The following is a 24,461-nucleotide window of genomic DNA, read 5'->3' on the forward strand; positions in this document are numbered from 1 at the left end:
AAAATTTTATATCCATTCACCTAAACAATACAATTTCAACAACTTACAATTATACTTATTCTCTTGTTTTAAATACACATAGATTACCTTCATCGATAATTACAGGTCTAGGCCAAGAGTTTTCTTCTGCAATATCCATAAGCCAGCCCCTAGCATTACCTTTTGTAATGATAGTTATCTCCTTATCTTTACTATATTCCACAATTTGCCCTAGCACATAGTGATATGTCTCTTTAGTAAAAGGATCATAGAGATAATAAACATCGGCTTCTGGAATCTTAAAAGAGGCCAGTGACAGATCCTGTACTTGAAAGCTTAAATTCTCTTCAAGGCCAAAAGCCTTTGTAGCTATATTTGATATTTCAACCCGATGAGGGACAAATTCATAACCAATGAAATCGACATCCGGACGCAAAAGAGAACACACTAATCCAACTCTCCCATAACCAGATCCAAGATCAATAACCTTTCCACCTTGCTTTAACTGCATATTCTCCATGGCCAATAAGATTGTAGAATAGCCAGATTGAACTCCTACACCGGCTCCTGCATACAGCCTCTCTTTAATAGTAGAATCAAAAATCATATCTCGATCTAATTGGTAATTGAGGTTAAAGAGATCATCGAGATTATCAAATGTACGATAAAGATCAGGTCCCTTATGACCAAGACTTTGCAGTCGTCCTTCTTGGGCCTTTTCTTCCGCCAAGAAATAAAGACTCATCTCCTTTAAAGACTCAATGACAAATTCTTTTTGAGAGAGCTCACATGCGCCAAGAATTTGTTTTAAAACATTTTCTTCAATTACTTTTGAGTCCTTGGCCACCTTTTTTAAATTCGTTTCACCACTAGCAATTAAAAAATCTTTTAAAAAAGATATTCTTAATAAATCGTTTGAAAAAAGTGGAGTCATAAAATCACAGTACGAAATATCTCGTTCTTCTTGACGCTTTAGCCATAATTGATCCTTAAGAAAACCTGTGACAGTGACAAGAAATGCCGAATTAATATAGAGATGTGCAAGTTGAATAGGCCCTAATTCTAGAGTACTAGGGTTCTTACCTTCTAGTAGTCCTAGAAAAGTTTCTTTTGAAAGGTTCATTTAGCTTTTACCTTGATGCTAATACGATCATGGTTGCTATGCATGAGCCTATTTATTATTGATGACTATATCTTACGTTCTAATGGTGATGAAGTACAGCTCGTTGTTAAGGTATAAAAGGCCTTTTCGGCCGACAAACCGAAAAGGCAATTTTGGGGTTTACTGCTGCATGAAGAAACAAAACAGCAATCTTAATTATGCTTTAAATAATTGTCTTCAACTTTAAAGTTGGAAAACTTCTTTTGCAGCTCGGCCATTTCCATAGTTATCTCTTCTAAGACAGCTAGCTTCTTATTAATCGACTTATACCAACGTGAAGCCTGATAGAGTGCTAGAAATAGAAATAAGTTTGCAAACGTAAATAGAATAAAAAAACAAGTAAATTCATCGAGCTCCCTTAGTAACTGACTTCTCGTCTAATATTTTCAGACACTTAAGAACTTTTCATTAGTTTATGTTTTTAATTAAGTTTAACTGTATATCTTACTGAAATAACAATACTAAAGTTTGCCATGTGAAACATTAATTCGATAAGCAATATTTTCTTCAGATAAGCAAATGCTTAAACTTTAAGCGGCCGTACAAAATTAAACGGCCAAGATGCTATATCTATCATAAATGACGTTCAACTTCTGGCATCTTCTTTGCGATCAATTATAGGAATGAGAGAGATCCTATTTATAACATTTTTATGCAGTCTGAATGTATTTGCAGACATTGATTTCACAATCGAGAAATCATTCTATCAAGATCATCAAATTAAATATGACGCTAAGGAATTAACTTATAATAGTGAATATAATGAAAGCTCATATTGGTTTAAAACTAAGTATCGTGAATTTATTATTGGCAATATTGTTAATTGCCTTGAAAATAATTGCACGACATACCATCAGCGTGATCTCGATGAAATCTATAATGAATCACAGAATCAATTTGGAGAAAAAGACGCACAAGTATATTTCTCAAATGTCGTTGCCGGTCTCGTTATCTCTGCAGATGACTCACTAGAAAGACAAAATATTCTTTTAGAAGCGAAAGAATATATGAATTTCAATCAAAAAATTTATATCGGACATACTCTAGGCCATATGATGAACAATCACTATGATCACGACCGCGACCCAGATGGAATTGTTTCACAAGATGAAATCTATAGAGCACAACGAAATGGGTATGATGCTGGCGTTTGCCGTGATATCGCGGTAGCACAAGCAACAGTCCTTAAAGACCTAGGTATTAGTGAAACATATATACTCGACTATGCAACGGCTGGAGATGGTCATGCCATGGTTATTGCGCAAGACCCTGATAATAAGGATCGAATAGTTAGCTTAAATTATGGAGAAGTTAGAATTAATGAATCGCCAAGTGCTCAAGGACTATCTCAAGATTCAAGTCTTGCTGACTTTGGAATTAGTTATCGCATATTTAATGCTGACGGAACACCTCACGATCGTCTATCAACTGAATTAGGATATGTTTTAAATAAGGTACTAGGCTTCGATAATAACTTATCTTCACCTGGCTCTAAATTTGATGGTATCAACTTTAGCTCTGTTGATTATACTAAAGGTATTTTTACTGCAACTGCATTCTATTCAGATAATGCTTCCGGATTAAATACTCTTGGAGCAGGTGTATCTCTTAGAAGAGACACTGAACATTTAACACTAAATGCAGGAGCAACAGGATATCATTCCAGAAAAAGCTTGAAGCATCGTGAATTTCACAGTCAAAGTATAGGTATCTTTGGTGGCATAGAAGCACAACTTAGAACGGGAAAGACTGACTTTGGTTTCTTAAAGAATATATATGCTGATACAAGAGTACTCGTTAGTGGTTCGATGGGAAAAGGAGATTACTCAAATGAAAAACTCGATGAAAATAATGAGATCGATGCACTAGATGGTGATTACTTTAGAAGTGAGCATCATATGCTTGCCAGTTCTCTATATGCCGAAAGTAACTTTGCAAATATGACATGGAGAGGAATTGTTACGGCACATGCCTCTATTATGAAAGATGATATCAGAAATGAAAGTCACCATTCACTTCACTATCTTGGTACAACAATAAAAAATCAATTTAATACACCGATCTCTGATGAATATACCCTTACTTTAGAAAACACACTCTACCTAAAGCAAAATGGTTCAACGATGGACTTCAATGCTGAAGTGAGATCTGGTGATGATCTTTTCTCTTTTCAGTTAGGAACAAGTCGCCCTATCTCTGGTCAAACTGGTTACTGGACCACAGGCCACGAAAAAGAAACTTACTTTAAGTTAAAGGCAAATAGTAGAGACAATCGATTTAGTTTGGGACTAAAGATCGGAAAAACAGAATCACACGGAACCACATATAGACTCGAAAGTGAGTTTCGATTTTAAAGGAATCAATAATGTCGTTAATATTAGATGATATCAAATACTTTATTACCGTTAGTGAGACCTTGAATGTGACAAGGGCCTCAGAGAAAATCGGAATATCACAACCGGCCCTAAGCTATGCCATTAAGCGATTAGAAAGAGAGCTTGGAGGCGATCTACTAATAAGACTTAAGAATGGTATCCAGTTAACCAAACTTGGTGAAGAGTTTTTAAAACGTTCAAGAAAGCTAATCTTTGAATGGGAAGAGGCCCAGAACTTAGTATCTTCAGAAGGAGATATTGCTCAAGGAAGTTATACTTTTGCAATTCATCCATCTGTAGCACTTTACTCCCTTAAGTGCTTTATGCCAGAGCTTCAAAAAGAATACCCTAATATGGGGTTTAATTTTATTCACGGTCTTTCAAGAGAAATGACAGAAAAGGTCATTAGCTGGGAAGCTGATTTTGGTATTGTAGTCAATCCAATAAAACACCCAGACCTTGTCATTAAAAAACTATGTCTTGATGAAGTATCGATCTTTCATTTAAAGAATGCAAAAAATAAACTGATACTTGATGCCAGTCTTAGTCAGTCACAATATATCTTAAAAAAAATTGCCAAGAAAATTGATTTTGATGGCCATATTAATTCAGCAAACTTAGAAGTTGTTGCTAATCTCACATCCTTGGGACTTGGCTATGGCCTTCTTCCATCAAGAGTTGCTGCTCAGTATCCTACTTTAAATAAACTCAAGACTGCGCCAATCTTTAAAGATGAAATTTGTCTTATCTACCGTCCCGAAAAACATCGAAATAAAGTTAGTAAAAAAATCATAGAAATTCTTAAAACATCAACCTATTAGCTTTAACTTTTTATTCACTAGTAATTCCATAAGAAGCAATTAAGAATAAGTCGCCATAAAATAAATAAGGCTTAAATATTTAAAATGACGAAAAAAAATTCATCTTGTCTTGACTTCTATTTTTTTGCTACCATAGTATTATCGAGAGGTAACCTACTGAATTTACACCTCTAAAGAATCTTTTTTACATTACAACAGTATCAAGGAGGCTTTATGTTTAAAGAAAGTAACTCGGGTTTTTCGATGCAACCAATGGTTTCTTACTTTGGTATTGAACTCAATCAAAACCAGTATCAAAAGATTAAACAAAAACTTGATAGGCTCATGGATCGATGCCCAGTAAGTAGTTCTTATAAACTTGATTTCAAGAAACACCAGACGAATTATATCGGACAACTGACAATCCAGTCCTATGGTAAGAAGTTTTATGCAAAGAAAGTTGCCCATACACCTTATCTAACTTTCAAACTTCTAGAAGATGAAATTGATGATCAACTTTTGAAGTGGAAAAGAGAGAGGTTTAGTAATTCATTAGCACAAAATTTATCAGGACCAAGGGTCGCCTAAGCTTTACTTCATTAAATAGTGGGCATAAACTAAGGCTATGACAAAGAAAACAATAGCCTTAGTGGCCCATGACCATAGAAAAAATGACCTTATTCAATGGAGCTTAGAACATAAAGAAAAGCTTCAAAAACATAAACTTTGTGCAACAGGTACAACAGGTAAGCTTTTAGAAGAAAAGTTAGGTGTTACTATTGAAAAGTTTCTAAGTGGACCTATTGGTGGTGACTTTCAAATAGGAACGGCCATTGTTGAAGGCAAAATTGATATGCTTATTTTCTTTTGGGATCCTCTTGAGTCCATGGCCCACGATCCTGATATTAAAGCGCTTCTTAGAATTGCAACTCTCTACAATATTCCGATGGCCTGTAATCAAACTAGTGCAGACTTCTTTATCAACTCTCCTCTTATGGAAAATAAATACGACAAGAAGCTTACGGTTTTAAATAATTACACAAATGCTCGAAAAAGTTATAATTAGAATTTCATACTTGTAACAGGACAAATATATTCTTCAAGGCGCTTCTTGTAGCTATCTTCAAATTCTTCACGTGAAACTTTAGCAAGAGTACTAAACTCAGACTTCTTCATTTCAGCAACAAGATCAAATGGTAAATACATCTCAAGGGCAGCAAGGCCACCATCAATAGATTCAATAAGGTTCTTGTAGCCCCTAATATAGCCGAAAGCCTCATCTTGTCTCTTATAGCCGTCGTAGAATGCCGTTACAATTTCAGCTTTCTCTTCCATAGAAAGAAGATCACTTTCACCTAGAACCTTTCCCCAGTCATCCATAAATGGACCAACTGGAATTAAGAACTGAGATGATTTTCTAAGACACTTTGGCTGTCTCATGGCCATATGGCGGTGGTTTTCTTTTGAAGAGAATTCTTTATTTACCTTTCCAGTGTAAACTAGAATTGGATCATAATTTTCATTTAACTGGTGCCCGAGCTTAAAGATTCGCTTATAAAAAGCATCTTCAGGGTCCATATTCCACTGAACCATAACTCGGTCAAGATCACCAAAATTGTGGGCCATAAGAGGAGCCGCTCTAAGGAAATTGATATGATCCCTTTCCTCACGAAGCTTTAGCATAATAAGCTCTTCTTTTTTAATCTCTTCTAAAATGACATCGGCCATATCACAGGCGAGTTTAGTCTTACGATTTTTAACAAGAGCGCAGTAAGCACCAATCGCAACACTTAGCCATGTTCCCTCATGAGTACTCATGACTGTATTATTATCGTTATTGTAGGCTTTGCGACTGGTTACTTGAGAGTAATCCCAAGTCCAAGATTCAATCGTTAAACGGGCCATCTTCTCTATATGCTTTGAGATATGACCATGCTTCCAAAGAGTCTCACGGATTTGGTTATCCACATCGGTTGGAACAAAAGTACCAGCTGTTGCCCAATGAGCACTGATACAAATGTGGAAGTATTCAGCAAGATTAATATTATTTAGCTGTTTTAAATTCTTCTTGTAGAATTTGAGCTTTTCTAGAAAGGCCCTTTTCTCACCTGATGTATCTAGCTCACCTTTAAATAAGAAAGGAGCTGTGTTTTCAACGTGTTGAAGTAATATATTTGGTGCAATTCCTACACCTTGTAATGCCATACCGGACTTCTTCTTTTTGCTCATGGGCTTAGATAGCACAATAAAATAGAAGCTACTAGTAGTTAGTATTCTCTACAATTTTTGAAAACAATAATTCCATCTGCTGGTGAATCATAGAAAATATTTGTACCAGAGATTCGTTCATTGGCCCAAAGCTGCCCTGGTCCCATTCCCCTTCTATTTTGATAGCGATATGTATATTCAATTCGCCCACCAGAGACTTCGGCATAGACATCACTTGCCTGATAAGGCTTGGTTTTAAAGTCAAAACGACGTAATTTTACAGATTTAAGATCATTACAATGAATTTGCGCATAAATTTGTGACGCTGCTACTAACATAGCAAAAGTGATTAAGATTTTCATAATTCCCCCCAGAATTTGGAAGCTAATGTATCAGAATGATTAAATAATTCACCTTTAACTTAGTGAAATGTAACTTTTACTCAAAAAATAGCAATAAATCGTCTTAAACTATATTTATGAGTTAAAAATATGTTAAATAACTGGCATGGAAAATAATAATTCAATGAGAATTAATAAATATATTAGTCAAAGTGGAATCTGCTCACGTCGTGAAGTTGATGACCTAATTGAACAACAAATCGTAAAGATAAATGGAAAGCTTGCTGAAATTGGAGATCGTGTATTTGAAGGCGATGTCGTAGAAGTAAGAGGCCAGGTTGTAAAACCAAAAGTTGCAGAAAAAGAAATTATTATTGCTTTAAATAAGCCTCGTGGAATTGTTTCCACAACAGAGAGTAGCGAAAAAGATAATATTGTCGATTACGTCAACCATGTTGAGAGAGTATTCCCAATTGGCCGACTTGATAAAGACTCACAAGGCTTAATTTTTCTAACTAATAACGGTGATATCGTTAACAAAATTCTTCGTGCAGGAAATAACCACGAGAAGGAATATGTCGTTACCGTTGATAGGCCCATCAATGATAAATTTATTAATGGCATGGCCGGTGGAGTTCCAATTCTTGGAACAATGACGAAAAAATGTAAAGTCGAACAAATGAGCATGATGGTATTTAAAATCACTCTCGTTCAAGGACTAAATCGTCAGATTCGTAGAATGTGTGAATACTTTGGCTATAATGTAACAAAGCTAGACCGTATTCGTATTATGAATATAGGCCTTGATGGACTTGGTGTTGGTGACTGGCGAGAGCTCAACGATCAAGAAATTGCATCTCTTTATAAATTAATTGAAGGCTCTTCTTCAGAAGATCACCGCATTCAAAAAAGATCTGCCCCTAAGGCCCAAGTTAAGAAAAAGCCACAACAACAGCAACAGCGTAGAAAGAAAAAGAGTAAATACGACAAGCTCTTTAAAGAACTTGATAAAGAATTTAATTTAAGTGGAAAAACAACTAAGCGCGAAGAGAAACGAAAGCAGAATGCTAAAGGTAAACATAGAAGAAGAAAATAAAAAAGGCCATTAATGGCCTTTTTTATTGAGCTTTTGAAACTAATTTTGTCATAACTTCAAAAGTTTCAGGAGAAAGATATTGTCTATACTCTTCCCAAAGACCTTTTGATTCCTCTACCGTTGAGTCAGCAGTTAACTCTGAAGAAACCTCATTAAAGATAATATTAGCTTCTTCTATTTCACTATTATAAATGGCCAGAGAGTCAGTACTTACACCAATTTCAGATGCAAGATTAAGCTCTAGTTTTGAAAACTCAAAGTTACTTCCTTCTTCATCTAAAAGAATTCCACCAACTAGCAATCCCATAACAAGAAAGACAACGCATCCACCACCATCACAACTACTAGCGTCCATAGTCATTAAAAAACCACCACCTACAGAGCCAAGTCCAGCTAGAGCGACTCCACCAGCAGCAGGAACACCAGCAATAGCTAATCCACCAGCAACAACAGCTTTTGACTGCTGAATAGATGCTAAAGAAATTGAAAGTGCTAAAATAAATAATTTAATTGCTTTCACAAAACTCTCCTCTATTTGTCATAAGGAGCTTTTATCCTTGTAGATATAAAATGACAATCAACCATGTAAAAAGAATAGATTTATAATGAGAGAGCTATTAACGAATACTATCCGTATCCCCTGTGCTGGCGAGAACTTCCTTTAATAATTCTCTTACATCAAATTTTGCTTCTAATTTCTGAAGTACAAAGAAGACTCCTCCTATCTTACGATCTAAAAAGACTGTGTGTCTTGATGGATTTCCGACAGCGACTTCTTTCATCAATCGAGGTGCCATTTCAATAACCTTATCGGCTACATTTGAAGAACCCCAGTCATAGAAACCTCCTTGAAAAGGTGCTGCGATAACTTCTGCATATTCCCAAAAGAAGTCTTCATTCGTTTGCTTATTCTTAGAAAGATAATCCATATCGTAAAGATTCTTAAAGAATAATTCACGGTCTAAATTAGCACAAGCAATGATTAGAGTCTGATAACCTTTTAAAAAACTATCTGGTGGAGTTTTTGAAGCACCAAAATCAATGAGTCCCCATTGATTATTAGGAAGTAAAATATAATTTCCCATATGAACGTCAGTTTGTACTTTTTTAAAGTGGAAAAGTTCAAGAAACATAAGACGCATAAATTCACGACCTAACTCATTACGGTCATCTTGAGAGAGATTTAGATTTTCTAACTCTCTTAAACTATGGCCATCAAGATACTCCATGGTAAGAACTTTTTCATTTGAAAATTCTTCTAAAATATCGGGAACTTTAAATTGAGGATAGTCCTTTAATAATTCTCTAAATTTATTAATTGATTTTGCTTCTTCTATATAATTAGTTTCTAAAAAGAGCATATCTTCAATCTCTTCATATATTTCACGAAGATCCACTTCCTTAGGAATGACATTAAGGATCTTCATTAACATTTTAAGTGCCTTCACATCATTCTTAATGGCCTTTCGTACACCTTTGTATTGGATCTTCATGGCATAGCGTGCATTTTCATATGTAGCCAGATGGACTTGCCCTAAACTAGCGGCAGCAATAGGCTCCTCTTCTATTTCCAGACGATCTAGAAAGTCTATAGGAACTTGAGTTTTGACTTGCTCCCAATCTAAATAATAAGATTGGTTCTCTAATTGCTTTAAAACTTTTTGGGCCTCAGGAGGTAAGAAGGCACCAGCATATGTAGAAAGAAGTTGCCCAGCTTTCATCAATGAACCTTTCATTACACCAAGTTCATTTGCTATTAATTCAACATGGGGGCCAATCCCACCACTTAGCTTATTTTTAAGATCTTCATTACGTTTAGACCAAACATCCTTGCCCATTTTCAAGGCCAATTTGGCAACCCCCATTTGTCTGGAGATAAATTTATTTTTAATTTTATTTATTTTTTTCATCTGTCCATTTATTCTAACACTAACAATATAAGATAACTCTATTTTTTCGAGGGCATATTATGTCATTCAGGCTTAACAGTTGTAATTACGCATTGATAGTAGGTGCTGGCCATGGAATTGGTTTTGGACTTGTTCATGCCCTACTAGTAAAAAATTCAAAAACTAGAATTATGGCCACTTATCGAAAAAGAGAAAATGCTGAAAAGCTCCTATCTTTACAAAGTGAGTACAAAGATCGTTTAGAGATCATACAAATAGATGCAACTAAAGAGAGTGAAATTTGTAACCTTTCAAATTCAATTAAAGAAAAGAATATTGGATTAAATCTCATCATCAACTGTATAGGTATGCTTCATAATGATGATATCTTACCTGAAAAATCTCTTAAGGACTTTAACTGTGAAGCATTTATTGAGGTTATGAGAGTTAATTCAATTGTTACACCATTACTGGCCAAACATTTTGAAAAACAACTCAATAACGATGTAACAAGTGTCTTTGCAACGATTTCTGCTAAAGTGGGAAGTATTGAAGATAATCGCATCGGAGGTTGGTATAGTTATCGTGCTTCAAAAGCGGCCTTAAATATGTTGATTAAAACTATTGCAATTGAGTTTACAAGAAAGCGAAAGAAATGTGTTGTCTTAGCTGTTCACCCTGGAACGACTAAGACAGAGCTTTCGCAGCCATTTATTAAAAGAACTACTTATAAGATTCACGAGACACATGAAACAGCATCGAATATACTAAATGTAATTGAGAACCGAGATAGTCATGACACAGGTAAGTTTCTATCTTGGGATGCACAGGAGCTTCCATGGTAAAAGACAACATAAAAAGAATCAGTGATGAGGATTTTAAAGCATTTGATGATCGAAAAAGAGTAAAGATCATTAATTCTTTATCTGGCTTTAAATCAGCGAATCTAATTGGAACAATAAATAATCAAGGTCAAACAAACCTATCGGTAGTAAGTTCTGTCGTTCACTTAGGCGCTTCCCCTGCTCTTATTGGCATGGTCATTAGACCAGATGTATCCAGAAGGGATACTCTTAATAATATTCGTGAAAATGGTGAGTTCACAATTAATCATATCAATGAAGAAATAGTCGAAAAGGCCCATCAAACAAGTGCCCGCTATCCACAAGATGTAAGTGAGTTTGATGCCTGTAAACTGACTGAAGAAATTAAAGACAATTTTAAAGCTCCATTTGTAGCAGAATCAAAAATTAAGTTCTCAGTTAAATTTGTTAGAGAAATAAAAATCGAAGAGAATGGAACACATTTTATTATTGGCGAGATAAAGAACGTCTACTTACCAGAATCTTGTATATGTGATGATGGCCATATTGATATTCATCAAGCTCAGACAGTTTGTGTATCGGGCCTAGATTCATACTCAAAGCCAAAGCATATAGGTAGGTTAAGCTACGCTAAACCAGATAAGGCCTTACATTGGATTAAGTAAGGCCTTAGAAAAATATTTATTATTCTTGAACTAAATTATTACATTCTATTAAAGTTTTTTGTTTCCAAGTAAATAGGCCCTTCTTTTGACCATCTATTTTAACCTCTGTTGGGTTTCCATCAGTATCTAAAGAAATATCAACACGTCCTCTTGTCACAGCATGACCATTTCTATGACCATTACAAGAAATCATAATGCCTGTCCCAAGAGATCCATCAAGATAATTAATTTCAGTCTTATCATCTGCACAATAAACAAAGTCAGCAAGTTGATAATCATTAGTAAAACCAACAACTTGTTGTTGATCACCCTTAGATAGATATAAAATAACTCCATTTCTTCTTTGTTCTTTTTCAACTACACATCCCTCACTATTTGAGAAGATCGTAGTTTCTGCATATGTCGTAAATTGTGAAAGAAAGATAACTGATACTATTAGTAATTTTTGCTTCATATAAATCTCCATTTGTTTACTCTTTGTATCATGATTATTTTTGGCCTTAAATCGTAAATTAAAGATCGTATAATACTTACAATACAAATTTTAATGTACAAAAGTATACACTTCACTCAGTGTTAAATATTCCCTATCTCCACAAAGTAAATGTGAAGTAGGGATATATAGTCAATTACGTGAAAGTATTAAGAAGTATTTGAATAAGAAGCTAAGTGCCTAGAATTACCTAGCAGCCTTCAAACTTTCCTCTTAGGCATTGTAGTTGCAGATCATATTTTTTTGAGCACATAATTAATGCTTTTGCTTTAGCTGATTCTTTATCTTTTGCAACACCAGTGAAGCTTTGGCGAAAAACATTTAAAGTACATGTTGTATCTTGATTCATATTTTTAATAATATGATCTTTTGTCATTAATTCTTCCTCTAGTTTTTTTATCTCTTGAGTAAGATTAATTTTTGTATTTCTAATGACTTGATCTTTTCTCTTAAGTTTGTGTTTTAAGGATTCGATCTCTAGGCTTAAATCCACATTCGTATTTTTAACTTGTAATTCAAGTTCTTCAAGTAGCTTAAGAGCATATTGATTTCTATCTTCTAATTTCTCTAAAGTTTTCTTTCTAGAGCCAAAGCTTTTTCCATCTTCAATGATTTCGGTATTTTCTTCTAGATGAATTAATATATCCTCGAATAAACGACTATCATTTGCAAAAGTATAAGAACTAGCAATAAAAGATATTAATAATATTATTGATTTCATACCGCCCCTAATTTAGTTATATCTGACAAAATAATATCTATGGATACAATAAATAATTGAGTCAGTACACCGATTTCTACTTCAACAAAGCGCAGACAACACGACGCAGCACTAAGGATTCATTAATTGATAAAAGACGACAGATCATTTTTATCAAAAAGTACTGCTGTAACAGGAGATTCAGAAGAGCCTTCCATATTAAGTGGAAAACAGTTAATGAAATACTCTCCTTCTGGAACCTCATTTAAGTTAATATTTTCGAGAATTAACGCATTCTTAAAGATTTCATTATGAATTGGCCTCTCACTTGAGCCTGGCATAAAGTCGGATGATTTCCATGAGGTACCAAAGAGATTAAAGCTCTCAAAGCTTGTTAAATATCTTGCGGCCTCGTGTGAAAGAGTTAATACATGTTTTGGCTCATGAAAACCAAATTCATTCTCCTGTACATTTTCAACCGAAATTAAAACCTTACTAATTCCTTTATGGCCTTTTAATTTTTCTCTAATCTCTTCTTCTTGAATGACCTTTTGCTTAAGCCCATCACCTAATTCCTTCCAACCTTCATTTTTAAACTTTATAACAAGACAAGGGCCATAGAAGTGATTAGGGTTATTTTTAAAATAGAAGTCCGTAGACTTTCCTTCTTTCTGTGTATGTTTTGGTGTTTCAATGTGAGTTAAACTATGGGGCCTTAAGATATGTGTATCATAATGCACTGGAGGAAGTTTACCCTCTTCAATTTTATATAAATTTTCTTTTTCATAAGCGACTCCCTCAAGCCACTCACCTTTTGAGTTAAGCTTAATCGATGGAGAGATTATATATGGCATAAGTATTTCCTCTTTTTTAAAGTGGGCAGTTTGAGTCCAGAAGATTTCTAATATTCTTTTGAAACTTCCTAATGACCTTGATTTGATTATCGAGTTCAAGCATCTTATCTTCAAGTTGCTTTCTCAACTTTCCATTAGGATTATTGGTGGCCAATACTTTTGCAACAGTCTTTATCTCATTAAGAGATAAGCCTAAATCCTTGGCCTGTGAGATTAAATTCAATAATTCCACTGCCTCAATTGGGTAATCCCGATAACCATTATCACCACGTCTAGGAACAAGTAGTTCCATCTTTTCATAATAGCGAATGGCAGAGGCTGCGACACCTGTTTTTTTTGATAATTCACCAATTTTCATAAGCTAACCTTTCATCTTGACCTTAAAGTATAGTTTAAGGTTTATACTAGTGTAAATCATCTTACAAAAGGAATACAAGTGAAACTATTAATTACAATTTTCCTCATGATTAATCTCTATGCAAACGAAGAATATCCACGCTTTTCAATAATAAAGACAGGAACCGCAAAGTCCCTTGAAGGACTTATCTATGAAGAAGGAAGCCTATTTAAAACAATGATGGTAAATCATGCAGGATTTCTTATTCAACATCAAGGAAAGACAATTCTATTTGAAACTGGGCTTGGAGAAGAAGTCGATTATCAATTCAAAAATGATATGTCTTGGTGGGCCAAGCCTCTTTTTGCTTATAAGAAAGAACAGTCAATAAAAAAACAACTTAATAATAAATACACTATTGAAAGTATTATTCTCTCCCATGCTCATTGGGATCATGCGAGTGGACTTCGAGATTTTCCAAATGCAAAAGTAATTATTAGTAAAGAAGAAGAGCATGAAGTAAAACACCCCGTTGCAAATAGAACCTTTCCCACTCAATTTAAAGACGTCAAAACACAAAGTTTTCAATGGAAAAAAGAGTCCTATTTAAACTTTAAAAAGCATTATGACTATTTTGGTGATGGAACACTAATCCTTATTCCTCTATTTGGTCATACACATGGCTCACTTGGACTTATACTAAACTCTAAAAATAAGAAGTATTTCTTTGTTGGTGATGCAATTTGGACGACGAGGCAGCTGGGGCCAATACAAAATAAAGCCGCAATATCATCAATTCTCGTTGATACAGATAAAGACTTAACTCGAAAAAAGATCGATAAGATAAAGAAGATGCAAGACAGAGGCTATATCATTATCCCTACTCATGATTACTACTTACATAATAAACTTGGTCTATACCCTAAATGGATTGATTAGTTTTCTTCTTGAAGAAAGTCAAAGCGATCAATTGCACTAGGAAAACGCTTAATCTTATCTAAGTTAGCAACAAGATACTTTGAATCTTTACTAATTTCTAGATCAGCAATTGTTCCTTTTATCTTTTGGACTTGTGTACGAAGATTTGCCAAACGCTCACCTTTTAGCTTAGGTGTTGCAATCATTCGTTTATTTAAAGGATTCATCCATCGCCCACGTCGATCTTTAAATCCAAAATGAAGATGAGGTCCTGTGACTCGACCAGTTGCTCCAACAGTACCAATTACTTGATGAGACCTAACCCAGGCACCAACTCCAACACTTCGTCGGTTGAGGTGATAATAATAAGAAGTTGAACCGTCACGATGGCGAATTGCGATTTTATTTCCTGCATACTTATTATAAGTCGACATAATGACCTTTCCTGCGGCCACTGCATGAACTCTTTCACCAGTGCGCCCCCTTAGGTCAATACCTCGGTGCATTGCTCTTCTTCCTGTTACAGGATGCATTCTCCATCCATAACTTGAACGAATATGTAGTCTCGGTAAAGGATATCTTAGGCCAGCATTTATTAGGGCCTGTCCATCTGGAGTGTAATGAGCTGTATAAGTGGAACTTTTCTCTTTATCTTCATAGAAATAAGCATCATGGCTACCGGCCTTGATTCCACTATAAGATGTGAAGAGAACTTTTGTTTGAACAGTTTTTTTATCGTGTTTTCTTTCACTTAAAAGAACTTTATAACGATCTCCTGCTCGAGCGTGCATTCTAAAGTTCACTTTGCATAGAAGAACATTTACCACTTCATTTACAACTGATCTTTCAAGACCTAATGCAAGAAGATCATCTTGTAGAGTTGATCCTGTTTTTAGCTGTCCCTCGATCATTCGAGGTTGCCAATATGTTTCCAACTCCTCTAATGAATAATCCCATTTTCCAGAATTTTCATTAAGAGTTACGACATGTGTTTCATATTCATTTTGAGAAAAAGAAAATTTAATAAGATTATTAAATTCATCATAGGTTGCTTCGAGACGATCACCCACTTTAAGCTTTGAAAACTCAACTTCATCTCTTAGCTGATTGATTAATTTCAAGGCCTGCTTATTATCGATATCAATACTTTTCAAGGCCTGATAAAGTCCCTGTCCTCTTTTAACCTCACCTTTTTTAACAATATTTGCATGGCGAAGTGGACTTGCAATCATCATTTCTGATGATGCCTCAACACGCCCAATTACATGTTGGGTTTGGTTACAGCCATAGAGACTACTCAATAAAATTAAACTAATAAATAATTTCGACATCTTACCTCTAAGCATAGCAAACTTATCGGAAAAGACCAAAATTTCTTGATTAGAAATACAATGAAAATTAGCGAATCTTTGAAAGGACGGCCTCAATAAATCTTTGTTTCATACCCTCATAAAGAGCGAGGTCATTAGAGTGATTTTCCACGAGATTAAGCTTAGCATTCTTATACTCAGTGGCAATCATAGGCTCAGCATTAAGATAGTCTCTAAAGTCTAGAATATCATTAATCCTTTCATCACCTTTCTTTAAAATCTTAACATTTGTTAGAACGCGATCACCTTCTGGAGCCTTTCGCTCAAATACAAATTGCTGAGATTCATTTGAAACTAAAGAGAAGCCATGGGCCATAAATTCATTACGGAATAATTCAATCCCATCAAGGGTATGGACAACACAGAGAATATCTAAAATAGGACGGGCCAAAACATTAGGCATCGCAGTTGATCCTATATGCTCACAACCAATGAAGTTATTTCTTAAAAGTTTTGCAAGAGCAGCCTCTTCCTTTGCAAAAACCTTTAACCAAAAATCATCATACGCTACTAACTCTATTGTCTTATCCATGGCCAAACCTAACACTTTGCTTACAACTTTGGCCATGAATGATTTGCATATTCAAAATCAATATTGTATTCATTAGAAAATTTACACAAGGGAGCTACACCAAAATGTGGCTGAGAATAACGGGATATGGCCGTAAAACCTTCTAACTTGATCCAGGTAATGCTGGCGTAAGGAGACACAGATGAGACTACTGTTCGTAGTGCTATTTTCACTAATCACAACTGCCCAAACAAACAATGATGCCATCTACATTTATGGAACACTTATAGAAAAAGACTATTATAGCGATAGTAATAGTACTTCTGTTCGTCAAGCGAAGGACATACAGAAGTCTTTAAGCACAGACATGAGTCAAGCCTTCAAGATAATACCAAATCTAAATACAGCAAATGGAAGTTCTCGTTCAAGCTTTTTCCAAATTCGAGGAATTGGGGAAAGATCTGCGTATGAAGCAATTTCCAATTATTCAGTGGGAGTAATGGTAGACGAAGTCGACTACACAGGAATATCTGGTGTTACTAATCTTAATGGTTTATCACAAATTGAAGTATTTCGTGGGCCTCAGGCAACAGACTTTGGACCTTCTGCAATGGCCGGGATGATTCATTTAAAATCTCAAGACCCAACATCAACCTCTAAGACTAAAACCTATCTATCATATGAGTCGTTTAATACCTTTGAAGAAGCATTAAGTTACACCGGTATGCTTTCTACAAATACAGGGATGTCCATATCCTTTAATAAAAGAGATAGTGATGGATTTATGAAAAATGAGTATCTCAATCGCACAGATACAAATGGACAAGATGAACTTGCTTTAAGGACAAGCCTTAGACATGATTTCTATGACTCGACTTTAACCCTCGGGCTTCATTATTTCGATAAGAATAATGGCTACGATGCTTTTACACAGGATAATTCCTACACCACTAAATCTGATAAGCCAGGAAAAGATAAGAGTGAAACTTTCTCTCAATACCTAAAAATTGAAAAAGAGTTTAATGCAAACTTAATGAGTACCACAATATTTACCCATATAAAGAACGACTCATTTTATAGCTATGATGAAGACTGGGGCAATAATCCATATTGGAATTCTCTTCCAGGTTATAATGCTGACTACGATTACAATATAAAGTTCCCAAGAAGTCGCGAAGACTTCTCGCTTGATCAACGTTTTAATATAAGTAATCAAAGTACTTTTGGCATCTATATAAAGTCATCAGATGAAGACTTTAAAGAAGTTGGATACGAAGATGGAAATGAAAGAAAGAATATTCAAGGAGATATTAGAACTGAATTAGCTTCTGTATATGCTCAAAGAATTCATGATTTAAATAATAAGCTATCTCTTGAATACGGCCTTAGAGGAGAATTCCGAAAGGTCGATTACAAAGAAAATAATAGTGGATCAAATTCAAATATTCATACCGAAGATCTCATGTATGGTTTTAATATTTCAATCTCTAAAAAAGACCTGTTGGGAGAACTTGCTTATCTTAAGATAGCAAAAGGCTATAAGCCAGGAGGTATTAATACTCAATCAGCAGTGCCACAGAATCGTAAGGAATTTAAGCCAGAATCTCTCTACTCTTTAGAAGTTGGACAAAAAGCCAAATTAGATGACTCCCGTATCTCACTAAGTACAGCACTCTTTTTTATGTATAGGGAAGATGCACAAGTTAAGACTTCTTTTCAAGATGATCCAATGGACCCAAGCTCATTCACTTTTTATACAGATAATGCAACAAGCGGTATTAACTACGGAGCAGAACTTGAAGCAAGTTATAAACAAGAACTTGGCTTTAATGCACTATGGTCAATTGGACTTTTAAACACGAGATATCGTAATTACAATATCGGAACAAGAAACCTAAATGGCCGACAAATGCCACATGCCCCAAACTATCAAATAAACCTAAATCTTGAGTATAAATTTAAGTCAGGAGCTTATATTGGAGGAAACTTCTTTGCATCCGATGACTTCTATTTTTCAAACTCACACGATTTAAAATCACGTCCATATCAATTAGTAGATGCAAAGATTGGATACAGAAATGAAAGTCTAGATATTTCTATTTGGAGCAAGAATGTATTTGACGAAAATTATTCTTTACGTGGATTCTATTTTGCGAATATGCCTCCGACTTGGCAAGATGAACTCTATACTCAAAGAGAGGCGCCACGAAGCTTTGGAATAACAGGAAGATATATATTTTAGAAGGGGCAAGTCCCCTTCTAAGTTTTTACTGACAACAAATCACAAAAACTTTCCCTTGGGTCATACGGCTATCGGGCTGTGCAACACACCTCCAACCATCACTTCCCACTGGATAGTCTTTTACAATACGATGGCCATCATACCAGCTATTACTACAACCACCACCTGTTCGAACCCATCCTTCTTCACAGTTTACAGTTTGAATAGCACAATAACCTCCACCACATGAATGAGTTGGTGGTAGATTTTTTTCAAGAACCTTACAAGTCGGAGTTCCACCAACTTTTTTCCATTGCGTCCCATCACAGAACTCCATGGCCTTATCGCTACTATTATACTTCATTGTTCCTTCAACAGAAGCATTACACGTTGCTTGATTTCCAATTTTAATACCACCGTTAACATCAAGTTTTGTAACAGGTGAATTTGTCCCGATACCAACATTTCCTGCATTATAATAAATATCATTTGGATCTGTGGCACTTCTTGAAAAGATAGTACTCTCGCCATCACTCAATGTACGACAATCAATAATAGCATCTGAAGGGTCAACCTGTACCCATAGCTTAATCTTCTTCACAAGCTCTTCGCTATAAGTATTCTTTCCCTTATTGAATTGAATAACAAGATGGGTCTCACCAGTTGAGCCCGAGTTTACACTAACTTCACTAGCTGCTGAACTAAGTCTAATTGACTCTATCGTCACACCATTATACTTCTTATTTAAAATGTAACGGTCTTCATTAGTATCATTTCTTAATTGTGAGATAGGACCTGAATCATTAGCATTAAGACCTTGAAAACTATTCTCACAAGCAGTGGGAGTAGCTAACATTGACCTCATCTCCCCTACGATTTGATTAATTTCACTAGTTGAACTTGCTGTCTTCATGGTTTTCATGCTTGTACTGGTCATTCGCATTAATGCTAAAGCGAGGATGCCGATTAAGCCTGCCGCAACCATTATTTCAACTAAAGTAAATCCTCTATTTCTTAAACTCATAATAATCCCTATTTAAATTCATTATAACATGACTCAAGTTTCATAAAAGCTACCTAAGGCTCTGAAATCACAGAACAAATAAGTAAGAAAATTAACTAAGTCCATTATAATTATGAACTATAATAATCTTAGCTAACGCAACGAATCCCACTAACCCTTTAAGATACATAAAATCTTCTTCACAAGGCCGACATATCGATATTTTTAACGTAAACTGGTCCATCAAAGTTGATATAATTTAAGGAGTCATACTCATGGATAAGACAATCAAGGATAAATTAGCGCAAATTATTGAAAATATGCCTTCAGATTGGCTACGCTTAACAACACATAGACTCGATATTTACAATGAGTCACTAGCAAAGGTTGAGTTTCTTCAAAAGCTTGAAGAGATTACAAACTTTGAAAATCAAGAGTTAGAAAAATTACCAACAGCTTACGACTATATTCGCTTAGGCCATCCTCTTTCATGTATTCTCGAATGGGCCATCGCCAAGGCATCGAATTTAAATCCAGAAAGTGTTATTTCATTCTCTTCTCAAAGCATGCCAGTCCTTGCAGTACTGAGAGCAAATAAATTCTTAGGAAAGAAAACCCAAATCGTAAGTGAAAAGCCTATTTCAGAACTTTTTAGTAGTGTTTATCAATATGACTTTATTCAAACACAACAGTTGGAAAAAGACTTTGATGGTACCACGATAGTGATCAATGGTAGTGAAAAGGCAGAAATAAATGTAACGCTTTTTGATAATCTCGGAAGTGTCATTTCAATAAATGATAATAATATTGATTATATTAAAGAGATTCAACATGTAAGACGTCGAGAATCAATTGCCATGACTCCGCAAAATTGCCTAACAGCAATCAAAGGTATTTTAGGTGAAGCTGGCCGTGGCATAACAAAAACAGACACGTCAGAGCTTACAAAAACAATACAAGAAATTACAAGTTCAAATACACAAGTGGCCTTTAGTAATTGTGGCCTATCAGCTCAATACGCAATCATGATGGGACAAGTCCACTTTGCTAATGATAAACATCCTGGAAAAGACATCAAGTTTATCGTTCCTCCAAATTGCTACGGAGGTACCAATGATCAAGCAAGACGTGTTGCTGCCTGTATCGACAATGTTGAAATCATTGATCTACCTGTAGATAGTGGAAAAGATATGGTTACTGAGCTTGAGAGAATTTTAACAGATGTTGCACACGCTGATGCTGTCCCTTTTATTATTGGGGAAATTCCCACAAACCCTCGAGTTGAAATACCTGATTTAATAAAACTTCGAGAAACTTTAAAGAAGCCAAGGTTCACTAATGATGGGGCCACTGCAGTTGGCGCTGTTTTTAATCTCGACCAAACATTTTGTCCAAATGTTAAATTCTTTGGTGATCACGGCTATCTAAATGATGTAAAAGTAATTTCATATGTTAGTGGATCAAAGTTTCCAAGTGGAGGTCTTTGTACTGCAGGATATGCAGTTGCAAGTGACAGTGCTGCGGAATATATGAGTTACGTTGAAAATCATCTACAATTATGTGACAACGAAGCAACTGATTTACAACTTCAAATTTTAACTCGTGAAATGCCTGGTATGAACGAAAGAATTGCAAAGGCATATGCCAACACTCGTGGCTTTGTAGATTATATTCAAGACATACTACCAAAAGCAAAGATCAACTTTGTTTCACATGAATTAGCAGATGCAACTTTTACTCCCTCTGTCTTCTCTCTTGATCTACCAGCGCGCAACGAAGAGCATAAACGAGAACTAAATCACAAGTTAATCCGTATGATGATTGACACTATTCCGGAAGAAAGCAAGCACTGTGTGAGTTATGGACAACTAAAAGGTTGTTACTGGACTGTTCCTGCCACATCAACTCAAGGAACTACTAAGGAAAGTGACAAAGACTATATTGTACGAGTATCTGTAGCAGCAGATTTTAATCTCGCAAAACACAAAGAAGTATTCAAAAGATTCGTTAAAGAGTCATACTAAGAGCGAGGCCAAGCCTCGCTTTCTCTACTACTCATTCTTTTTTTCTTCGCATACGCCAAGGCATGTGTAGCAATTGGCGTTGTAATTAATAAGAAAATAAAGAGTGTAAAATTTGTAATTACAAAATTTAAGTCTGGAATAATTAAACTTGAACCAATCAGAACAAGAGCAGCACCAAAAGCAGACGCTTTACTAGCAGCTTGTAACTTCATATAAAAATCTGGCATCTTAATAAATCCCACTACTGCAAGGAATACAAATATAGAGCCTAAAAAAATTAAAATTTCTCCTATAAGCTGTATCATTTATCCTCCTTACTCATTTCAGATAAGTAAAATGCAAAAACAAGTGCAGTCACAAATCCAACAATTGCTATTAACTGGGCAATATTTAAGAAGAAAGGATTTCTATTATTTGTATAAAGCATAAGAAAAAGACTAACACCAGTCACACCAATCAAGTCAAAAGCTAATACTTTAACAAGCACATCCCTTTCTTTTACAGCTTCAAAAAAAAGCAATAAGCAGGTTAGAATGATAATACCTGTTGAGATCATCATTAGTATACTCATCGTAAAATCCTTAGAACTCGACTTTCAATTTGTTCTTTAAACTCTTTAATGGCATCTTCTTCATTTTCTAAAAACATCATGTGAATATATAAATATGAATTATCAGGTGCCAAATCAATAACCATTGTTCCCGGTGAGAATGTAATAAGATTTGATAGCAATGCTATTTCAAAATCAGTCTTAACCTCTAAAGGAAACTTTATTATCCCAGGTGAAGATAAGTCTTTAGGCGTAATGACGTCCTGAGCTACTCTTAATGCTCCTAAAGACAAGTCCCAAAGATAGAGTACAACGAATTGTAATATATACCATAACTTCATAAATACCCCGTTAATAGCCTAGTCCTAGTCTTGCGACATCTCTTGCTAAGCGAAAAATTAGAAGAGGGTTAAAACTTAAGACTAAAGTGAATAAACAAAGTAAAAAACAAGAAATATAAGATCGTATAATTGATGATCTTGAAAGAGTATCAATTGACTCTTGTTCTTCACCCCAGAAAACCCCACTCCATATCTTGACCATACTATAGAGAGTAAAAAAGCTCCCTATGATCATTGGTAAAATTATCCATATGAGCCTGCTTTCCACAGCGATCTTAAATAGCCCTAACTTTGCCCAGAAACCAGAAAATGGTGGGATTCCAATTAGACTCGCCGCTGGAATCATAAAGAGAATTGATATCAATGGAGATGCTTTAAAGAGCCCTCCGAGTTTTGATATCTTCTCTGATGCAGTAAAATTCTTTACCAATCCAGAAACAAAAAAGAGATTTGTCTTAACTATAATATGGTGAAAAATATAAAAAAGAGCACAGGCCAATGCGAGATTCTTAATTGCAATATTAGGATGAATACTGAAACTGACACCTACACCTATAAAACCGACCTGGCTTATAATATGATAACTTAAAATTTCTCTTAATTTATTTTGAACAACTGCGCACCATACCCCTATTAAAAGAGTGAGAATTGATAAAATAAGAATGATCCAAAATAATTGTAAATCTGCTGGAAAGACCTGTCCAAAGATTCTCATCATTGCATATAGCCCAAGCTTAGTAAGCAGACCTGCCAACACGCCACTTAAACCAGGTGATAACTTCGGGTAACTTTCTGGTAACCAAAAAAACAGAGGGAAAAAAGCAGATTTAATAGCAAATGCTCCAAATAGGGAGATCGCAAGAGATCGTACTAAGCCAGGATCATTAGTATATAAAAGTGATAGTCTTTCATTTAGAACCTGAAAGTCTAAAGTTTTAGTAAACTTATAGATGAAAGCGATAGAAATAAGAAAGATCAGACCACTTAAGAAATTAAGAACAATATACTTAAAACCACTTTTAAGTCGCTTCGTATTCCCATCAAGAACGACGAGAACATAACTACTCATTAAAGTAATTTCAAACCATACAAATAAGTTAAAAAGATCTCTAGTAAGAAATGCACCAGTTAATCCTAAAAAAAGAGTATTATAAAGAAAGTGATAGACCTTATTTCTTTCTACTGTCACACCAGGATAAGCATATAATGCACCAGTGAAGTAAATCGCCCCAATTACAAAAATCATCACTCCAGAAAAGAGATCATAACTAAGACTGATACCTATTCCACTCTCCCAACTACCAGCAACAAATGTAGAAGGCTCTTGAAAAGAGAAGAGAAAGTATCCTGCTAATGCGAAATAAATTAATGAGAATATATTTGTAAATATAGTTCGTAATTTATCTGATCTTTTAAATAAAAGAGATAATGATGCCGAGATCATTGGTAGCATTAATAATATAATAAAAATATTATCTATCATTATTGTGCCTCCTCTTCTTTGCGAACATCATTAATTTTCTTTACTAAAGAAATCACAAAACAAAGAGTTGCAAATGAAATAACGATTGCTGTTAAGACGAGTGCTTGAGTCAATGGATCAGCAAAACGTACAGTAGAGAATGCCTCCCCTTCACCATTAAAAGGATAGCCATGGGCCAAAACATTACCTATAGAAAATATAATAAGGTTTGCACCATTTCCTAAAGTAATAATAGCAAAGATACAATTTACCCATGTATTCTTTAACAAGAAAAGCAAACCTACTACAATGAATATACAACCAACTATAAATGTCAT

At 35.0% G+C, this 24,461-nt stretch carries 27 protein-coding genes and 1 riboswitch; of the genes, 10 read left to right on the top strand and 17 right to left on the bottom strand.

Annotated elements, in window-relative coordinates; genetic code table 11:
- Window positions 1-55 precede the first annotated feature (55 nt).
- Window positions 56-1,102 (bottom strand): methyltransferase domain-containing protein, encoded by a 1,047-nt coding sequence (locus ACN5L8_RS05650; RefSeq protein WP_419172552.1) that lies wholly within the window; start codon window positions 1,100-1,102, stop codon window positions 56-58.
- A gap of 644 nt (window positions 1,103-1,746) precedes the next feature.
- Between ACN5L8_RS05650 and ACN5L8_RS05655 the strand changes: the two genes are divergently transcribed.
- From ACN5L8_RS05655 to ACN5L8_RS05670, 4 genes are all read left to right on the top strand, one after another.
- Window positions 1,747-3,495 carry a hypothetical protein gene (locus ACN5L8_RS05655; RefSeq protein ID WP_419172553.1) on the top strand — a complete coding sequence of 583 codons (1,749 nt, stop codon included), beginning with the start codon at window positions 1,747-1,749 and terminating at the stop codon, window positions 3,493-3,495.
- 11 nt (window positions 3,496-3,506) lie between these two features.
- Window positions 3,507-4,337, top strand: a complete 831-nt coding sequence (locus ACN5L8_RS05660; protein WP_419172554.1) for a LysR family transcriptional regulator — start codon at window positions 3,507-3,509, stop codon at window positions 4,335-4,337.
- A 213-nt stretch (window positions 4,338-4,550) separates the two neighbouring features.
- Window positions 4,551-4,904, top strand: coding sequence for a hypothetical protein (locus tag ACN5L8_RS05665; protein ID WP_334679038.1), 354 nt, complete (start codon window positions 4,551-4,553; stop codon window positions 4,902-4,904).
- Between the two features lie 37 nt (window positions 4,905-4,941).
- Window positions 4,942-5,382, top strand: coding sequence for a methylglyoxal synthase (locus ACN5L8_RS05670; protein ID WP_419172555.1), 441 nt, complete (start codon window positions 4,942-4,944; stop codon window positions 5,380-5,382).
- On the opposite strand, the gene ACN5L8_RS05675 is transcribed toward ACN5L8_RS05670, so the two are convergent.
- Together ACN5L8_RS05675 and ACN5L8_RS05680 are read right to left on the bottom strand one after the other, a co-directional pair.
- Window positions 5,379-6,545 (bottom strand): hypothetical protein, encoded by a 1,167-nt coding sequence (locus ACN5L8_RS05675; RefSeq protein ID WP_419172556.1) that lies wholly within the window; start codon window positions 6,543-6,545, stop codon window positions 5,379-5,381. The genes ACN5L8_RS05670 and ACN5L8_RS05675 overlap by 4 nt on opposite strands.
- 38 nt (window positions 6,546-6,583) lie before the next feature.
- On the bottom strand, window positions 6,584-6,886 hold the full coding sequence (locus ACN5L8_RS05680) for a hypothetical protein (protein WP_419172557.1): 303 nt from the start codon (window positions 6,884-6,886) through the stop codon (window positions 6,584-6,586).
- Window positions 6,887-7,031: 145 nt separating this feature from the next.
- Here ACN5L8_RS05680 and rluF point away from each other — a divergent pair, with 145 nt between their 5' ends.
- On the top strand, window positions 7,032-7,961 hold the full coding sequence (rluF, locus tag ACN5L8_RS05685; RefSeq protein ID WP_334679036.1) for a 23S rRNA pseudouridine(2604) synthase RluF: 930 nt from the start codon (window positions 7,032-7,034) through the stop codon (window positions 7,959-7,961).
- Window positions 7,962-7,983: 22 nt separating this feature from the next.
- Here the strand turns inward: rluF and ACN5L8_RS05690 are convergent, their stop codons facing one another.
- The gene (locus ACN5L8_RS05690; protein ID WP_419172558.1) at window positions 7,984-8,481 is read right to left on the bottom strand and encodes a hypothetical protein; all 498 of its coding nucleotides are present in this window, start codon (window positions 8,479-8,481) and stop codon (window positions 7,984-7,986) included.
- 97 nt (window positions 8,482-8,578) lie between these two features.
- On the bottom strand, window positions 8,579-9,871 hold the full coding sequence (locus ACN5L8_RS05695; protein WP_419172559.1) for an ABC1 kinase family protein: 1,293 nt from the start codon (window positions 9,869-9,871) through the stop codon (window positions 8,579-8,581).
- 59 nt (window positions 9,872-9,930) lie between these two features.
- Between ACN5L8_RS05695 and ACN5L8_RS05700 the strand changes: the two genes are divergently transcribed.
- Window positions 9,931-10,695 carry an SDR family NAD(P)-dependent oxidoreductase gene (locus ACN5L8_RS05700; protein ID WP_419172560.1) on the top strand — a complete coding sequence of 255 codons (765 nt, stop codon included), beginning with the start codon at window positions 9,931-9,933 and terminating at the stop codon, window positions 10,693-10,695.
- Window positions 10,689-11,339 (top strand): flavin reductase family protein, encoded by a 651-nt coding sequence (locus tag ACN5L8_RS05705; protein WP_419172561.1) that lies wholly within the window; start codon window positions 10,689-10,691, stop codon window positions 11,337-11,339. The genes ACN5L8_RS05700 and ACN5L8_RS05705 overlap by 7 nt, the downstream gene beginning before the upstream one ends.
- A gap of 19 nt (window positions 11,340-11,358) precedes the next feature.
- Here the strand turns inward: ACN5L8_RS05705 and ACN5L8_RS05710 are convergent, their stop codons facing one another.
- From ACN5L8_RS05710 to ACN5L8_RS05725, 4 genes are all read right to left on the bottom strand, one after another.
- Window positions 11,359-11,793 carry a hypothetical protein gene (locus ACN5L8_RS05710; protein WP_133296918.1) on the bottom strand — a complete coding sequence of 145 codons (435 nt, stop codon included), beginning with the start codon at window positions 11,791-11,793 and terminating at the stop codon, window positions 11,359-11,361.
- A 229-nt stretch (window positions 11,794-12,022) separates the two neighbouring features.
- Entirely contained in the window at window positions 12,023-12,553 is a 531-nt protein-coding gene (locus ACN5L8_RS05715; RefSeq protein ID WP_115361187.1) for a hypothetical protein, read from the bottom strand.
- 122 nt (window positions 12,554-12,675) lie between these two features.
- Complete coding sequence (locus tag ACN5L8_RS05720) at window positions 12,676-13,386, bottom strand: cyclase family protein (protein ID WP_419172562.1); 711 nt, start codon at window positions 13,384-13,386, stop codon at window positions 12,676-12,678.
- Between the two features lie 16 nt (window positions 13,387-13,402).
- Window positions 13,403-13,744 carry a MerR family transcriptional regulator gene (locus tag ACN5L8_RS05725; RefSeq protein WP_334679027.1) on the bottom strand — a complete coding sequence of 114 codons (342 nt, stop codon included), beginning with the start codon at window positions 13,742-13,744 and terminating at the stop codon, window positions 13,403-13,405.
- Window positions 13,745-13,822: 78 nt separating this feature from the next.
- Here ACN5L8_RS05725 and ACN5L8_RS05730 point away from each other — a divergent pair, with 78 nt between their 5' ends.
- The gene (locus ACN5L8_RS05730; protein WP_419172563.1) at window positions 13,823-14,662 is read left to right on the top strand and encodes an MBL fold metallo-hydrolase; all 840 of its coding nucleotides are present in this window, start codon (window positions 13,823-13,825) and stop codon (window positions 14,660-14,662) included.
- Here the strand turns inward: ACN5L8_RS05730 and ACN5L8_RS05735 are convergent.
- Together ACN5L8_RS05735 and ACN5L8_RS05740 are read right to left on the bottom strand one after the other, a co-directional pair.
- The gene (locus ACN5L8_RS05735) at window positions 14,659-15,972 is read right to left on the bottom strand and encodes a M23 family metallopeptidase (RefSeq protein WP_162929540.1); all 1,314 of its coding nucleotides are present in this window, start codon (window positions 15,970-15,972) and stop codon (window positions 14,659-14,661) included. The two genes, ACN5L8_RS05730 and ACN5L8_RS05735, sit on opposite strands and share 4 nt — an antisense overlap.
- Before the next feature lie 67 nt (window positions 15,973-16,039).
- On the bottom strand, window positions 16,040-16,543 hold the full coding sequence (locus tag ACN5L8_RS05740; RefSeq protein WP_419172564.1) for a GrpB family protein: 504 nt from the start codon (window positions 16,541-16,543) through the stop codon (window positions 16,040-16,042).
- 77 nt (window positions 16,544-16,620) lie between these two features.
- Window positions 16,621-16,734: riboswitch (TPP riboswitch) on the top strand.
- Between ACN5L8_RS05740 and ACN5L8_RS05745 the strand changes: the two genes are divergently transcribed.
- Window positions 16,725-18,764, top strand: a complete 2,040-nt coding sequence (locus tag ACN5L8_RS05745; RefSeq protein WP_419172565.1) for a TonB-dependent receptor — start codon at window positions 16,725-16,727, stop codon at window positions 18,762-18,764. Its footprint overlaps the riboswitch before it by 10 nt.
- A gap of 25 nt (window positions 18,765-18,789) precedes the next feature.
- Here ACN5L8_RS05745 and ACN5L8_RS05750 read toward each other — a convergent pair whose 3' ends face one another.
- Window positions 18,790-19,767 (bottom strand): type II secretion system protein, encoded by a 978-nt coding sequence (locus ACN5L8_RS05750; RefSeq protein ID WP_419172566.1) that lies wholly within the window; start codon window positions 19,765-19,767, stop codon window positions 18,790-18,792.
- Between the two features lie 254 nt (window positions 19,768-20,021).
- On the opposite strand from ACN5L8_RS05750, the gene ACN5L8_RS05755 reads away from it, so the two are divergent.
- Entirely contained in the window at window positions 20,022-21,770 is a 1,749-nt protein-coding gene (locus ACN5L8_RS05755; RefSeq protein WP_419172567.1) for a cystathionine beta-synthase, read from the top strand.
- Here the strand turns inward: ACN5L8_RS05755 and mnhG are convergent.
- The 5 genes from mnhG to ACN5L8_RS05780 are packed head-to-tail and all read right to left on the bottom strand — an operon-like array spanning window position 21,767 to window position 24,461.
- Window positions 21,767-22,075: a monovalent cation/H(+) antiporter subunit G gene (gene mnhG, locus ACN5L8_RS05760; RefSeq protein ID WP_419172568.1), complete on the bottom strand. Its 309-nt coding sequence runs from the start codon at window positions 22,073-22,075 to the stop codon at window positions 21,767-21,769. The genes ACN5L8_RS05755 and mnhG overlap by 4 nt on opposite strands.
- Window positions 22,072-22,341, bottom strand: a complete 270-nt coding sequence (locus ACN5L8_RS05765; protein ID WP_419172569.1) for a monovalent cation/H+ antiporter complex subunit F — start codon at window positions 22,339-22,341, stop codon at window positions 22,072-22,074. The genes mnhG and ACN5L8_RS05765 overlap by 4 nt, the downstream gene beginning before the upstream one ends.
- Complete coding sequence (locus ACN5L8_RS05770; protein ID WP_115361208.1) at window positions 22,338-22,661, bottom strand: Na+/H+ antiporter subunit E; 324 nt, start codon at window positions 22,659-22,661, stop codon at window positions 22,338-22,340. The genes ACN5L8_RS05765 and ACN5L8_RS05770 overlap by 4 nt, the downstream gene beginning before the upstream one ends.
- A 10-nt stretch (window positions 22,662-22,671) precedes the next feature.
- Window positions 22,672-24,144, bottom strand: coding sequence for a complex I subunit 5 family protein (locus ACN5L8_RS05775; protein ID WP_419172570.1), 1,473 nt, complete (start codon window positions 24,142-24,144; stop codon window positions 22,672-22,674).
- Entirely contained in the window at window positions 24,144-24,461 is a 318-nt protein-coding gene (locus ACN5L8_RS05780) for an NADH-quinone oxidoreductase subunit K (RefSeq protein WP_120404370.1), read from the bottom strand. The genes ACN5L8_RS05775 and ACN5L8_RS05780 overlap by 1 nt, the downstream gene beginning before the upstream one ends.

This window comes from Halobacteriovorax sp. (assembly GCF_048381875.1).
Lineage (GTDB): Bacteria > Bdellovibrionota > Bacteriovoracia > Bacteriovoracales > Bacteriovoracaceae > Halobacteriovorax_A > Halobacteriovorax_A vibrionivorans.

Bases quoted from the DNA above. Each gene is read 5' to 3' on its own strand.
- ACN5L8_RS05650 (WP_419172552.1), bottom strand. From the start codon at position 1,102: ATGAACCTTTCAAAAGAAACTTTTCTAGGACTACTAGAAGGTAAGAAC.
- ACN5L8_RS05660 (WP_419172554.1), top strand. From the start codon at position 3,507: ATGTCGTTAATATTAGATGATATCAAATACTTTATTACCGTTAGTGAG.
- ACN5L8_RS05665 (WP_334679038.1), top strand. From the start codon at position 4,551: ATGTTTAAAGAAAGTAACTCGGGTTTTTCGATGCAACCAATGGTTTCT.
- ACN5L8_RS05670 (WP_419172555.1), top strand. From the start codon at position 4,942: ATGACAAAGAAAACAATAGCCTTAGTGGCCCATGACCATAGAAAAAAT.
- ACN5L8_RS05675 (WP_419172556.1), bottom strand. From the start codon at position 6,545: ATGAGCAAAAAGAAGAAGTCCGGTATGGCATTACAAGGTGTAGGAATT.
- ACN5L8_RS05680 (WP_419172557.1), bottom strand. From the start codon at position 6,886: ATGAAAATCTTAATCACTTTTGCTATGTTAGTAGCAGCGTCACAAATT.
- rluF (WP_334679036.1), top strand. From the start codon at position 7,032: ATGGAAAATAATAATTCAATGAGAATTAATAAATATATTAGTCAAAGT.
- ACN5L8_RS05695 (WP_419172559.1), bottom strand. From the start codon at position 9,871: ATGAAAAAAATAAATAAAATTAAAAATAAATTTATCTCCAGACAAATG.
- ACN5L8_RS05700 (WP_419172560.1), top strand. From the start codon at position 9,931: ATGTCATTCAGGCTTAACAGTTGTAATTACGCATTGATAGTAGGTGCT.
- ACN5L8_RS05705 (WP_419172561.1), top strand. From the start codon at position 10,689: ATGGTAAAAGACAACATAAAAAGAATCAGTGATGAGGATTTTAAAGCA.
- ACN5L8_RS05710 (WP_133296918.1), bottom strand. From the start codon at position 11,793: ATGAAGCAAAAATTACTAATAGTATCAGTTATCTTTCTTTCACAATTT.
- ACN5L8_RS05715 (WP_115361187.1), bottom strand. From the start codon at position 12,553: ATGAAATCAATAATATTATTAATATCTTTTATTGCTAGTTCTTATACT.
- ACN5L8_RS05720 (WP_419172562.1), bottom strand. From the start codon at position 13,386: ATGCCATATATAATCTCTCCATCGATTAAGCTTAACTCAAAAGGTGAG.
- ACN5L8_RS05725 (WP_334679027.1), bottom strand. From the start codon at position 13,744: ATGAAAATTGGTGAATTATCAAAAAAAACAGGTGTCGCAGCCTCTGCC.
- ACN5L8_RS05735 (WP_162929540.1), bottom strand. From the start codon at position 15,972: ATGTCGAAATTATTTATTAGTTTAATTTTATTGAGTAGTCTCTATGGC.
- ACN5L8_RS05740 (WP_419172564.1), bottom strand. From the start codon at position 16,543: ATGGATAAGACAATAGAGTTAGTAGCGTATGATGATTTTTGGTTAAAG.
- ACN5L8_RS05745 (WP_419172565.1), top strand. From the start codon at position 16,725: ATGAGACTACTGTTCGTAGTGCTATTTTCACTAATCACAACTGCCCAA.
- ACN5L8_RS05750 (WP_419172566.1), bottom strand. From the start codon at position 19,767: ATGAGTTTAAGAAATAGAGGATTTACTTTAGTTGAAATAATGGTTGCG.
- ACN5L8_RS05755 (WP_419172567.1), top strand. From the start codon at position 20,022: ATGGATAAGACAATCAAGGATAAATTAGCGCAAATTATTGAAAATATG.
- mnhG (WP_419172568.1), bottom strand. From the start codon at position 22,075: ATGATACAGCTTATAGGAGAAATTTTAATTTTTTTAGGCTCTATATTT.
- ACN5L8_RS05765 (WP_419172569.1), bottom strand. From the start codon at position 22,341: ATGAGTATACTAATGATGATCTCAACAGGTATTATCATTCTAACCTGC.
- ACN5L8_RS05770 (WP_115361208.1), bottom strand. From the start codon at position 22,661: ATGAAGTTATGGTATATATTACAATTCGTTGTACTCTATCTTTGGGAC.
- ACN5L8_RS05775 (WP_419172570.1), bottom strand. From the start codon at position 24,144: ATGATAGATAATATTTTTATTATATTATTAATGCTACCAATGATCTCG.
- ACN5L8_RS05780 (WP_120404370.1), bottom strand. From the start codon at position 24,461: ATGACATTTATAGTTGGTTGTATATTCATTGTAGTAGGTTTGCTTTTC.